The 12,610-nt window shown below is 49.7% G+C and carries 10 protein-coding genes, 1 tRNA gene and 1 pseudogene; 5 read left to right on the top strand and 7 right to left on the bottom strand.

Going from position 1 to position 12,610, the window contains the following annotated elements; translation table 11 throughout:
* Window positions 1-68: 68 nt before the first annotated feature.
* The 4 genes from CLM71_RS00485 to CLM71_RS00470 are packed head-to-tail and all read left to right on the top strand — an operon-like array spanning window position 69 to window position 3,993.
* Window positions 69-1,211 carry a phosphoribosyltransferase domain-containing protein gene (locus CLM71_RS00485; RefSeq protein WP_105229281.1) on the top strand — a complete coding sequence of 381 codons (1,143 nt, stop codon included), beginning with the start codon at window positions 69-71 and terminating at the stop codon, window positions 1,209-1,211.
* On the top strand, window positions 1,204-1,977 hold the full coding sequence (locus CLM71_RS00480; RefSeq protein WP_105229280.1) for a hypothetical protein: 774 nt from the start codon (window positions 1,204-1,206) through the stop codon (window positions 1,975-1,977). The genes CLM71_RS00485 and CLM71_RS00480 overlap by 8 nt, the downstream gene beginning before the upstream one ends.
* Before the next feature lies 1 nt (window position 1,978).
* Window positions 1,979-3,058, top strand: a complete 1,080-nt coding sequence (locus CLM71_RS00475) for a cysteine protease StiP family protein (protein ID WP_105229279.1) — start codon at window positions 1,979-1,981, stop codon at window positions 3,056-3,058.
* Window positions 3,058-3,993 carry an HpcH/HpaI aldolase/citrate lyase family protein gene (locus CLM71_RS00470; RefSeq protein ID WP_105229278.1) on the top strand — a complete coding sequence of 312 codons (936 nt, stop codon included), beginning with the start codon at window positions 3,058-3,060 and terminating at the stop codon, window positions 3,991-3,993. Before CLM71_RS00475 ends, CLM71_RS00470 begins: the two co-directional genes overlap by 1 nt.
* A 202-nt stretch (window positions 3,994-4,195) precedes the next feature.
* On the opposite strand, the gene CLM71_RS00465 is transcribed toward CLM71_RS00470, so the two are convergent.
* Together CLM71_RS00465 and CLM71_RS00460 are read right to left on the bottom strand one after the other, a co-directional pair.
* Window positions 4,196-5,689: a sodium:alanine symporter family protein gene (locus CLM71_RS00465; RefSeq protein WP_105229277.1), complete on the bottom strand. Its 1,494-nt coding sequence runs from the start codon at window positions 5,687-5,689 to the stop codon at window positions 4,196-4,198.
* Window positions 5,690-6,206: 517 nt separating this feature from the next.
* Entirely contained in the window at window positions 6,207-6,500 is a 294-nt protein-coding gene (locus CLM71_RS00460; RefSeq protein ID WP_105229276.1) for a contact-dependent growth inhibition system immunity protein, read from the bottom strand.
* Between the two features lie 644 nt (window positions 6,501-7,144).
* On the opposite strand from CLM71_RS00460, the pseudogene CLM71_RS00450 reads away from it, so the two are divergent.
* Window positions 7,145-8,257 (top strand): annotated as a pseudogene (locus tag CLM71_RS00450) (IS3 family transposase).
* Window positions 8,258-8,512: 255 nt separating this feature from the next.
* Here CLM71_RS00450 and CLM71_RS00445 read toward each other — a convergent pair.
* The 5 genes from CLM71_RS00445 to CLM71_RS00420 form a co-directional block, all read right to left on the bottom strand.
* Window positions 8,513-9,463, bottom strand: coding sequence for a HEPN domain-containing protein (locus CLM71_RS00445; RefSeq protein ID WP_105229274.1), 951 nt, complete (start codon window positions 9,461-9,463; stop codon window positions 8,513-8,515).
* Window positions 9,464-9,466: 3 nt separating this feature from the next.
* Complete coding sequence (locus CLM71_RS00440) at window positions 9,467-10,645, bottom strand: DUF262 domain-containing protein (protein ID WP_105229273.1); 1,179 nt, start codon at window positions 10,643-10,645, stop codon at window positions 9,467-9,469.
* Between the two features lie 787 nt (window positions 10,646-11,432).
* The gene (locus tag CLM71_RS00430) at window positions 11,433-11,630 is read right to left on the bottom strand and encodes an ogr/Delta-like zinc finger family protein (protein ID WP_105229271.1); all 198 of its coding nucleotides are present in this window, start codon (window positions 11,628-11,630) and stop codon (window positions 11,433-11,435) included.
* 142 nt (window positions 11,631-11,772) lie between these two features.
* A tRNA-Sec gene (locus CLM71_RS00425) sits at window positions 11,773-11,867 on the bottom strand.
* A gap of 76 nt (window positions 11,868-11,943) precedes the next feature.
* Complete coding sequence (locus CLM71_RS00420) at window positions 11,944-12,576, bottom strand: LuxR family transcriptional regulator (RefSeq protein ID WP_158684773.1); 633 nt, start codon at window positions 12,574-12,576, stop codon at window positions 11,944-11,946.
* Between the last annotated feature and the right edge of the window lie 34 nt (window positions 12,577-12,610).

The following is a 12,610-nucleotide window of genomic DNA, read 5'->3' as shown; positions in this document are numbered from 1 at the left end:
GGCGAGATCGATAATGATGCGCCCCGTCCCCCTGCTCAACATACTAACCACCTGAATTGAGGCCAATTATGTCTTTAATCACTGAGGGTACCGTCTACCGCCAGGCACTGCATAGCGGTACGATTCAGGTTACCTCCCAGCGTGGCGATTATGCGCTCGAGACATTGTTTGAGATTGCCGAAAGACGAAATCCAAAGCGGGCCTTTCTGTTCGTCAGCAAGGTGCTGGGAAGACATATCCCGGTAACGCCACGGGTTATGCGTCAGGTCTACCGTCAACTCGCCGGCCAGTTCCCCGCTTCACTCCCTGAACCCGTACTGTTCATCGGGATGGCGGAAACAGCCGTCGGCCTGGGCGCCGGCGTATTTGATGAGGTCAGGCGGCAATATCGTCATAGCGTTTACCTCACCTCAACACGCCACCCTGTCGAGGGGGAGCTGCTGTGTGAATTTAAGGAAGAACACAGCCACGCCACCGACCATCTTATTTATCAGCCCGAATCCGCTGAAATGCGTCGCAGGGTAGCGGCAGCCCGCACCCTGGTGCTGATCGACGACGAGGCCACCACCGGCAACACATTTATCAACCTGCTGACCGCGTTACGCGATACCGGAAAGCTTGCACGGCTGGAGCAGATTGTCGCCGTGACGCTCACTGACTGGAGCAACGACGCATTACTCCAACGTAGTCCGCTCCCCGTCAGCGCAATATCTCTGGTCAGTGGCCAGTGGCGCTGGGAACCCGCATCGGATGCCGTCGTGCCGGTGATGCCCTCCGTCAATGTGTCCTCCCGCGGTACCTGGGACATAGTGGGAAAACAATCCTGGGGCCGGCTGGGTATGACTGAACCTGCCGGCGATTTAGGGCGCAATATTACGGCGTCATCAGCGGAACGTGTTCTGGTCCTGGGAACCGGCGAATTCGTCTGGGAACCCTACCTACTTGCAGAACGACTGGAACAAGCAGGTGCCGCCGTTGTTTACAGTTCAACCACCCGTTCTCCCATCGCTACCGGCTTTGCCATTAAGTCAGCGATTACATTCACGGACAATTATGGTCTGGGCATCGCCAATTTTGTTTATAACGTGGCCCACCAGCACTTTGACCGCATCCTGCTATGTATCGAGACGCCCGCACAGAGTGTGGACAGCCTTCTATTAAAGGCGCTGGCCGACGTGGCTCCCGCAGTGGAGATTGTGACTTATGAATAAACCGGTTGCTCTCAGCGATCTCGACGACACGCTTTTCCAGACCCGGCGCAAAATGGTTGGCGAACTGGCGCAGCAACCTTTTCGAACTGCGGCCCTCGACAAAGATCTGCACCCGCGCAGCTTTATGAGTGAAGAACAGTCCATGCTGGTGGATTGGTTACTGGAGCATGCGGAGCTTATTCCGGTGACCGCCCGTGGGACAGAGGAAATCAGCAGGGTTAACATCCCCTTCCGTTCGTGGTCCATAACGACGCACGGCGCGGTCATCCTGGCGCCGGACGGAACGCCGGATCAGGAATGGCAGGCAATTATGCTGCGGAATCTGGCGCCCTACCGGGAAAGGCTGCTTTCAATGCAGCGGTCCATCACCCGTATGATGGAAGTCAGGAATATTAACGCCTGGGCCAGGCTAAACGTCGAATATGACAACACCCCCATCTATCTGGTGATAAAACACCGGGACAGCACCCGCCTTGATGAGCTTTATTCCCTGGCTGATGACCTTGCACAGATCTTCTCTACCGAGGGATTTTACATCCACCGTAATGGCAATAACGTCGCCTGGGTGCCTCAGCCTGTTGAGAAAGGGCTGGCCGTCTCCTGGCTGCTGGACAAACTCAGAGCGGAGCGCGGCATTTTCCCGGTCATCGGCCTTGGCGACAGCCTCAGCGATCATCGGTTTATGACACTGTGTAGCTGGTTTGCAATCCCTCGCCAGAGCCAGTTCGCCGATGCCATTACGCAGCGTATTTTCGGGGGAAAATAATATGCGGTTCATTAAGCCTTTTTCCGGCTCTTATTTATCTGATGACGTACAGTTTTTGTTAAAACCGGTCGTGATGGACATGACGCCGGTAGAGAGAAAAGAAGAGCTGATCCAGTCAGGCCAAAAGCATTACTCGGATATGTTAAGCCAGGAACCCGCACCGACTCCCTGGCATCTTGATTTATTCTCCCAGGCCCTGAAGCGAGGCGCCGACAGGCTGGCGCGAGAAGTCACGCAAATCGCCATCGCGCTGGCGCACCGATTCAGTGATGAACCCATTGTTTTAGTCAGCCTTGTCAGAGCCGGTGTACCGCTCGGCGTCATGCTGCACCAGACGCTGCGGGATATGGGTAAAACATCCTATCACTATGGCATCAGCATTATTCGCGACCGGGGGATTGATTCATCAGCTCTGGAAATTATTGAAGGCCGTCACGGTACAAAGGGCATAGTGTTTGTTGACGGATGGACGGGTAAAGGCGCCATCACGGGTGAGCTAGTCCGGGCTTTGGCAGGACGAGCGGGCTATCCGCAACAGCCTCGCCTCGTGGTGCTGGCCGATCCTTGCGGCTGTTCATGGTTGGCAGCCAGCGATGATGACTGGCTGATACCGTTCGGCATTATGGGCGCGCCGGTCTCCGGGCTTATTTCTCGCTCGGTATGGTCTGCCGAAGGGTTACACGGCTGTGTCATTTGCGACCATCTGCGCGACTATGAGTGCAGCCGCATGCTGGTGGACATCGTCGCGCATCACCGCAAACAGCTAGCCCTGACTTCGCTTGCGCCACTACGCTGGCGCAGGGAAAACAATGCCGGGCTCTGGCAGACAAGCCGCGATGTTATCGCCCACCTTGCCGACACATACGCCGTCGACAGCGTAAATCGTATCAAGCCCGGCATCGCCGAGGCGACCAGAGCCGTGCTGCGTCGCGTACCGGAGCATGTTTTTGTTCGCACGATGGACGACCCTGACGTTGCCCTGCTGGTCGGCCTTGCCCGGGACAAAGGGATCGCTGTGACCGAAATGGGTAACGCCATTGGTCAGTACAGAGCCGTCACCATCATAAAAAAGGTTCTTTGATGAAAAATCGTCTCTCTCCGTGGAATCTCGGCGCTACGCTCTATATGCCCGCCACCCGGAATGATATCGCCGATGCCGTGATACGCGGCAAAATCCCGGGCCTGCGTTCGCTAATTATTTGTCTTGAAGATGCGGTTAGCGAAGCGGATATCCCGTTCGCTCTGCAAAATCTTAAACGGCTTATGCAGGAGCTGAATGCGGCAAAGGCCGCCAAGGGTAATGACGGCTGGCCGCTGGTGTTTATCCGCCCCCGGCATGCGGAAATGGGAAAACGGCTGATCGAGCAGCTTGATTTAACCGCCATTGACGGGATGGTGCTACCCAAGTTTATCCTTGCCTCATTGCCGACCTGGTGGACGCTGATATCAGACACGCATTTGTGTCTGATGCCGACCCTTGAAACCGAAGATGTCTTTGATATCGTTCACATGCGTGAGCTGGCTGCAACGCTGGTTTCACACCCCTGCCGCAACAGGATTATTGCGCTACGCATTGGCGGAAACGATCTTATGAACGTCATCTCATTACGCCGACCGCGCAACCTGACGCTATATGACGGCCCGATGGGCTACGTGATAAAAATGCTGGTTTCCGTTTTTGGCCCGAAGGGTTTTTCACTGACCGCGCCCGTCTGCGAACATATTGACGATTATGCCGTCATGGCCAAAGAGCTATCGCTTGATATCTCTCACGGGCTGGTGGGTAAAACAGCGATTCATCCGGCCCAGATTAGCATTATTGAACAGGCGCTGATGGTCTCTGCAGATGAGCACGCGGATGCACTGCGTATCCTCAATGCCACGCAGGCCGTGTTTAAGTCTCAGGGCGCGATGTGCGAGCCGGCAACGCATCGTCGTTGGGCTGCCGGGATCCTTAAGCGTGCCTGTATTTACGGGTTATCCGGTGAACAGAGCGGGAGCGCTACGGCCGTTTAAACATCAGCCCCCCTATGACAAAAAGCTACTGTCCCGCATACAACAGCGCGTCAGCGTGGCGGCCATCGCTTGATGGTGCGCGGGGCCATTCCCACAACGGAGGGCTCAGCGAGACTGATAAAGCCTGGCACCGCGCCCTCCTGCATACCGGCCTGCGCCGGTTTATCGGGACATCATCAGCAACTCTTGTCCTTATGATGCGCTATCTGGAAGAACCTGCATTCTCATTAATGTTTCCTGTCGACTCACGGATCAGGTTTACCTCAGCGCGGTTGTTAATCCAGTAATCCGCCCGCTCAATGCCCAGCTTCTCCGGATGGAACACGGGATCGACGCCTTCAGCCAGCTGCTTCTCATAATCCTTCAGGCAGGTGAACGCCGTCTTGCGCAGCAGCAAAATGGCGATGATGTTCAGCCAGGCCATCAGCCCCACGCCAATATCCCCCATCCCCCATGCCAGATCCGCCGTTTTCACCGTGCCGTAGACGGCCGATGCCATCAGCCCGATTTTCAGCACCAGGGTGAGCCATGGACGATGTATTTTACGGTTGAGGTAAGCGACGTTGGTTTCCGCGATGTAGTAGTAAGCCACGATGGTGGTGAAGGCAAAGAAGAACAGCGCGATGGCGACGAAGTAACTGCCAAAGCCCGGCATCATGCTTTCCATCGCGGTTTGCACATAGCCGGGGCCGGCGGCAACGCCGGCAATCCCCGTATAGAGGGCGGCCCCCTCCGGCCCCTGGACGTTGTACAGACCGGTAATCAACAGCATGAACCCGGTGGCGGAGCACACGAACAAGGTGTCGATATAAACCGAAAACGCCTGCACCAGCCCCTGCTTGGCCGGGTGACTGACGGCGGCGGCGGAAGACGCGTGCGGGCCGGTTCCCTGTGCGGCTTCGTTGGAATACACCCCGCGCTTCACGCCCCACATAATCGCCAGCCCTAAAATGGCGCCAAAGCCGGCATCAAGGCCGAATGCACTCTTCCAGACCAGCAAAATGACGCCGGGCAGTTGGTCAATATTGAGCGCCACGATCACGCAGGCCACGATGATGTAGCCGAGCGCCATAAACGGCACCACGGTACCGGCGAAGCTCGCAATGCGCTTCACGCCGCCGAAGATGATGAACCCCAGCAGCACGGCGATGATCGCCGCCGTCACGTTCGGGCTGATGCCGAACGCGATATCCAGGCTGGCGCCGATGGAGTTGGCCTGCACGCCCGGCAATAACACGCCGCAGGAGAAGATGGTGGCGATGGCAAAAATCCAGGCATACCACTTCATGCCCAGCCCTTTTTCGATATAGAAGGCCGGGCCGCCGCGATACTCGCCATCCAGCTTCTCTTTATAAACCTGGCCTAGCGTCGATTCCACAAAGGCTGAACTGGCGCCGAGAAACGCGACCGTCCACATCCAGAACAAGGCCCCCGGGCCACCGAAGGTGATGGCGGTGGCTACCCCGGCAATATTACCGGTGCCTACCCGTCCGGCCAGCGTCATGGATAACGCCTGGAAAGAAGAGACCCCGGCGGCATTCGCTTTACCCTGGAAGATCAGACGCACCATCCCCTTCAGGTGACGCAGTTGCAAAAATCGGGTACGTAAAGAAAAGTACAGGCCGGTGCCCAAACAGAGATAAATGAGCGCCTGGCTCCAGATCACGCCGTTGACGGCATTGACAAGTTCATTCATGCAATCCAACTCCTTCGTTGATACCCTGGTAACGTTGGCAGTTCACCTGCCTAACACCGGGCTGTGCCGTCGAGCGTGAGAGTTATTTTTTTATCAGGTGACATAGTTACTTTACGTAACTAATTAACACTTATGTAACCTGTCGTAAAACGCCGATCTTTGCAAGCCTCTCGGTGTGGAGTACTTCCCATATTTAAACAATTTTTCTGAACGGCAAGCACGGCGGCAACGTAAGAAAAACCGACTATCTATTGAATAATCTATTGGTTAATCAATATGTAACGCGCAGAATATGTAACGCCGAACGCATTGAGCCTGCAGATCTGACGTTCTGATAAAGCGTCGCGCTACACCGGTTATCATGCCGATTGATAAAATATCGCATAACCCTTGGCGCAAGCGTCATACGGTTTCCGAATGGAACGGGGTGTTGGGCAGGGTCGTAACGGAGGGGGTTAGTTTTTCCTGTGGTTTGTTGCGTTGAATTTGCCTCTCAGAGAGCGCTATTGCCAGATTTTTATTTATCCTGCTCAGTTTTCTCGATACCCGCAAGCACGCGCAAGAGCAACCCCTTGCCATCCTCCGGCGAAAAATAATTAACATAACGCGCGTTGAATTCAGATTCGATAATATCGTCATCGTTCGACAGAAAGACCAACACTTCTTTTTTCAACGCTTGACGGTCTTGCGTTGTTAATTCTTTTGTATAGATGTCGATGGCATCATCAATCGTCTCCGCCCCGGTAATATAATCAAAATCCTGATTCAGCGTACCTTCAATCATAATGTCAATGTTAGTAGTTAAAAGCATAAATTAAACCTTTGTGGATGCGGTTAAATATAATATGGATTACCATTATAGGTTTCTTATTTAAGCATTAGATTTATTTCAATGGCATTTTTATCCTGATTTCAAGAGAAAGTAATGAATTGTAATAAGGAGTACCATAAGTTTTTTTGAGTTTAATCGCATTCAGGAGGGAAAATTGGCGGAAGATCACAGGAGTCGCATAAGAATCATAATACCATGATTCATGGGGATTTTTATAAATATCGAAATTTACATACCACCAAAAGCACCACCAATTTAATCACCGTGTAAAAACATGATTACCTAATATTCAGAGCATTACCAGAACGTGTGTCCACGTGGGTTACATTCTATATATGACTGAAACGGCGTAAAGTACCAGCAAGGTAGATAGAATCTGTCAAGCCATGCGCGAAACCAAAGGCTTAGGGAGCTTCCGCAACCTGTTAATGTACGCCCCTAACAGCAAGCCAGACGACATTAAAATTGTGCCACTAGCTACTATAGGAGTTGCCGCCACCGACGGTGACTTTTTCAACATCAAGACAAGAACGCCAGACGCGACTGTAAGTACCCCGCATAATCGAACCATTCACATTTAGAGATCTTCCGGCATACTCACTCTGTCAACGAAGGAGATCGCTATGCGTAAAGCCCGTTTTACTGAGCATCAGATCATCGCCGTGATTAAGTCCGTTGAAGCCGGACGAACTGTTAAGGATGTTTGCCGCGAGGCAGGTATCTCTGAAGCGACTTACTACAATTGGAAGTCTAAATACGGTGGCATGGAAGCTTCTGATATTAAAAAAATAAAAGATCTTGAGGACGAGAACCAGCGTCTCAAGCAGATGTTTGCCGACATCAGCCTTGAGAACCGGGCATTGAAAGACGTTATCGAAAAAAAACTTTGAAACCAGCCTTTAAGCGTGAGCTGGTCACACATCTGATAACGACGTTTGGACTGAGTATCCGTCAGGCCTGCCGGAGCCTAAACCTGAGCAGAACGGTTTACCATTACCGCCCGAATACTACGCGTGACGAGCCTGTTATTTCCGCCTTACAGGCTGCCGCCGAACGGTATCCACGCTATGGTTTTCCAAAGTTGTTTCAGGTCCTGCGACGGCAGGGATATCCGTGGAATCACAAAAGGGTCCACCGTATTTACTGTCTGCTGAAGCTGAATTTTCGTCGCAAAGGCAAGCAGCGTCTGCCGGTACGTAATCCATCACCGCTCGCTACGCCTGAAGCGTTGAACCAGAGCTGGTCTGTTGACTTCATGCATGACGCCCTGATCTGCGGTCGTCGTTTTCGCACGTTCAATGTCGTCGATGACTTTAATCGAGAGGCACTGACGATTGAAATAGACCTGAATCTACCCGCCCAGCGAGTGGTTTCGTGTTCTCGACAGGATAGCGGCAAACCGTGGCTATCCGATAATGCTTCGCATGGATAATGGCCCGGAATTTATCTCTCTGACACTGGCTGAATGGGCAGAAAAGCATGCAGTAAAGCTGGAATTTATCAAGCCGGGGAAACCAACACAGAATGCTTTTATTGAACGTTTTAATCGGACATACCGTACAGAAGTACTCGATTTTTATCTGTTCCGAACACTGAATGAAGTGCGTGAGCTCACGGAGAAATGGTTGTCAGAATATAACTGTGAACGTCCGCATGAATCGCTGAATAATATGACACCGGAGGAGTATCGCCAACAGCATTACCAGGCCGAGATCTCAAAAAGTGCATGGAACTAAAGTGGGTCTATTTACATTCTGACTTGAGCTAACAACCTTCTCTGGCAGCTCACAAATTCAGCTCCAAACGAGAGGCGGACATTGTTTTCCAATAATAGCTTAACTGCCTATTTCTTATTCACGTCATAAATCAAAAGGTGTTATAGATTATCAGTAACTAACTATATCGACGCAAGAAAATGTAAGGTGTCAAATGCCATACCAAAATAGCCCCCAACAAGAAAGGACTATTATCTGGTACAGACTTGTCTAGCCTCACTCCGACGGAAAGAGTACAAGATGTAATTCACTATATTTTTCAGGATTTGAATTTATATGATCCAGCAATATATCCAACTTGCTTGTTAAATATAAATTCCTTTCCCTCTTCTCCTTATCTTTAATATCTTTTAGCTTTCTCCTTTCTTCAGCCTCAAGAGTTTCTTTCTCCCTTTCAGCTTTTTTCCTGACATTTTCATCTACCTGTTTCTTAGCTTTATCTGCTCGAAGTTTAATTAACTCATCAACAACACTTTTGACATACTCTTTACCAGAAAGTATATTCTTTGCTTCTTCAATGATAGTTAAACCGTAGTCAACGCACTCCTTACCAAACTTAAAAGCATACTCAGGGGATAATTCTTTTATTGCTGAATCACTAGAATCCCCAGACAAATATGGCTCACTTAAATGGGCGAAAGATCCCCTGTACGAGGAAAAACTTTTCCATGACGAAAAATTTTCATCTTCAACGTCACAATGAATGCCTACAGCCTGAAGAACGGAATTCAAATGCTTTGTTTTTATTCCATGATTTGAGGTGATGACACTCTTCCACTTCATGGAAGTCTTCATTTCACAATCAAAAATAAACTCAACAACATGTTGTTTTATATGATAACCATCATCATCGCTGTCAGCGACATCGCCCTTTGTAACAAACCTATCATCATAAGTTTTTGTCCCATTTAGTAAAAACATAAGTGGTATAGTGACTTCTCCACTTTCTTTGAAGAGAAAAAAAGAATACTTAGCTACAAATAGGCTAACATCCTCAACAAAATTTTCTAGAGCTGCATGCAACAGAACACAATAACTTCTTGTATCCAATTTAAATTCATCAATATCACCAGTCCCGTTCATGTGTCTTTTAAGAAAACGTTCAGACAAAGCATCATTTGCTGAGTACAGAGTGTAATACATATCATCTAATAAGGTGATCTCCATTTCTCACCTCAAGGTTGATGGTATTTCATTACTCAACCCCAATGAAGAATTTAATCTTTCATAGGACAACCTAAATCTTCTTACATGCTGTTCTTTACCTGTTGTTGTTGACTCTATTGCCACAACAAATTCAGTATTGTTAAAAATAGACTTTATAGAATCAATGAATTTATCTTTATTATTAATTAAATCTCTTACTTTTTTATTCTGTATTGTACTAGCAATATAGTTAACTAAAACCTCAAAGAATGTGCGATTAAACCTTGACTCCCATCGATTCTCAGTCGGAAGCCACTTTCTGCCGACTTTTGTTTCCTCACCATCAAAAAGTTGGACAAGCACACCACATGATTCATCAAAAAGGTCAAGACAACCAGATACACCGACTTCTTTAGATGCGAAATTATCATTCATAAATTGGGTAAAGTTATCTAAGTAGACTCTAAGAGAGCCATTGTATTTCTCTGGGTTTAGATTTAATGCCAAAAACTTCAGTATAATCTCAACATCTCTATACCTTTTATCAGATGATTTAAGCTTCATTATCTTATGCAGATGTAAATCGTTATCTGTATGCCTTGTAATGAAGTTACTAAAATCACCTTTGTATATCGAGTTCCTCAGTTCCTGCATAGACAGTGGTGAAGAGCCAGTATTTAGTCTATAAAATATATCATATAGGACACTGTAATCCTTAAAGCCTGAAAGTATAGTACAGCGTAGATCAGCATTGAGTAAGTATCTGGCGTCATTTTTAGAGAAATCAGAAAACCTCAACCCCTCGATTGATTTCTTTATTGTTAGATTTTTTAACTTAGCATTAGCATCCCATGTATTAAAACTGGGGTCAATGAAACCATTTATCGCTAACAACCTCTGTTTCCCGTCAATGACCATGTATTTCTTCTTTTCACCTATAACCTCAGCCAACACTACTTCCGGCACAGGATAACCCACAAGCAATGACTCTATAAGTTTTGATCTTTTATCATTGTCCCATACATTTCTTCGTTGAAAGTCAGGATTCAAATCAATGTTTCCCTCCTCAATTTGATGGAGAATTGTTTGGACCGTCCAGTCTCTGGAATAAACAACTAGCTCACCGACATCTATATCGTTACCAGCGTTTTCAACTTGTTCCCTATTGCTTTCAATAATCAAATCATCTAGTTCATCACTCATTTCAATCACCTTTATTTCAATACCAAGTGGGAATAATAATAGCTAGACTCAACCATGACTAGCCTAAAATTCTAGTACTTTTTCACCTTAACCAATTTTCCCCTTGCCCAACACGGAAAGACTGAAACCCTGCTACTTTTTTAAACACAACTTTGCTCTAACAAGGTAAATGTAGTTTACTACCGATTTCGAGGACTGTTCTCAGGGCTAGCTTTTTACTGCATAAACTCTATTTTGTAACAACTCGTTGTAAGGTAATCATGCTACATGACTGAGACACATTTTATAACGGCGTCTTCCCTTCTCATCTACAACTCGAGCCCCATAAACATTGAATATTCTGGTGTAAGCTGACGTTTTTTGCAACGCCAGTTTTTGCTACAAAGCTGTCTTGTTAGCTTGGTTAAGCTCTGTGCTATAACAAAGTCAGCTCAAGTCTGAGCGAATAAAAATACAGCAAAGGCTAACTATATGGAGTCACGCCCCCATCGCCACGATGGGACGATGATGTCCATTTTGATAGAAGTTCAATACCGCTTGTGCGCAATACTCTCCCCGCCTCGCCTGCCCGCTTCATGTGCCGCTTTTCATGCAGTTGCATGACTGACCGCAAACCGCGCCAGTACAGGGGCGGAAGGGAATGACAAATGCACTTTTGTGCATGCAAAATCATGCACCCTATGCATGCACGCTCAAAATGAGAGGCCCGCCAGAGAAAAAGCCGCGAAACGAGAGGGGGTGAAGCAATAAAAAACCCGCACCGGGAAGGGAACGGGCGGGCAGGGAATCAATGTACGTGGTGCTGGTTTCCGTAACGGTTTAGCGGCAGTAGCTGTCGGATCACGTATTCAATGCTCTCCCGTGTTTTAAACGTACTGGAGCAGTCGATATTCTGGCACTGGTAGTAGGCCTCTTTGGTTTGTTCTGTTAAATAGCGGCTGGTGCGGGTATGTGCGCCGCTGCGGCAGAAAGGACAGCGCATCATGGTTATTCCTCCGCTGGCACTTTGGCCTTTTTGCGTTCATCAATTTCAATGCCGCGTTTCATTCGTGAGGCCGGGCTGTTAATCAACTGCAGGTCGAGGTCGCAGAAATCCGAGAGGAGATGAAAGTTCAGAAGAACTCGGATGGCGGAAGATCACAGGAGTCGAACCTGCCCGGGACCGCTGGCGGCCCCAACCGGATTTGAAGTCCGGCCGCCCCACCGGGGACGATGATCTTCCGTAGACATCGCAGCAAGGGGGCGGATTATAGCGCGAATTGCGGCCGCGCGCTAAGCGGCAATTTGTGGCCGACGCGTCAGCTCAAACGCTCCTCAAACGGCCGCTCGCCGATAAACCCCTGCCGCAGCCAGTCATACAGCTCCGCATTGCGCTGAAACCCCATTTTATGCATCACGTTGATCTTATGCTGGCTGGCGGTTTTAACGCTGATCGCCAGCCGCCGGGCGATCTCCGTGATCCGCATCTCCTGGCGCAGGCAGAGCATGATTTCCCGCTCGCGAACCGTCAGCGCATAGCGCTGGCAAGGGCAATGCTCTGTCACATACGGCAGCACCGGCGGCGCGATACGCCGCTGCAACAGCGCGTTTTCCACCTGCCGCAGCACGGCGTCGATCGGCATATTCTGCACGATCACCCCGGCCTGCAGACGGCAGTCGGGCCGCACATCGGCGTGGCCGTAGCCGTGCGGCGGTCGCACGACAAAATAGAGCGGCAATGCCGACGGCCGCTTTTCTGCATAGCGGCAAAAACAGCTCGGGCTGCCGGGCGGAAAGTAGTGGAACAGCAGGTCAGCCAGATACGCCTGCGGCCCCTCCAGCACGCGGGTTTCCACGCCGGCGGCGTAAAAACGCGCGGTCAGCGCTTTTTGCAGCCCGCCGGCAAAATAGCGGTTGTCGTCCAGTACGGCCAGTGTCGTTACGGCATTCATCTCAGCTCTCCTGCGGTTTGCTTTCCGTTTTTGC

Origin of the sequence: Serratia sp. MYb239 (genome assembly GCF_002966855.1) — a bacterium.
GTDB lineage: Bacteria > Pseudomonadota > Gammaproteobacteria > Enterobacterales > Enterobacteriaceae > Serratia_B > Serratia_B rhizosphaerae.
Note: the sequence above shows the minus strand (reverse complement) of the source record. Positions and strands in the feature narration are given on the sequence as shown.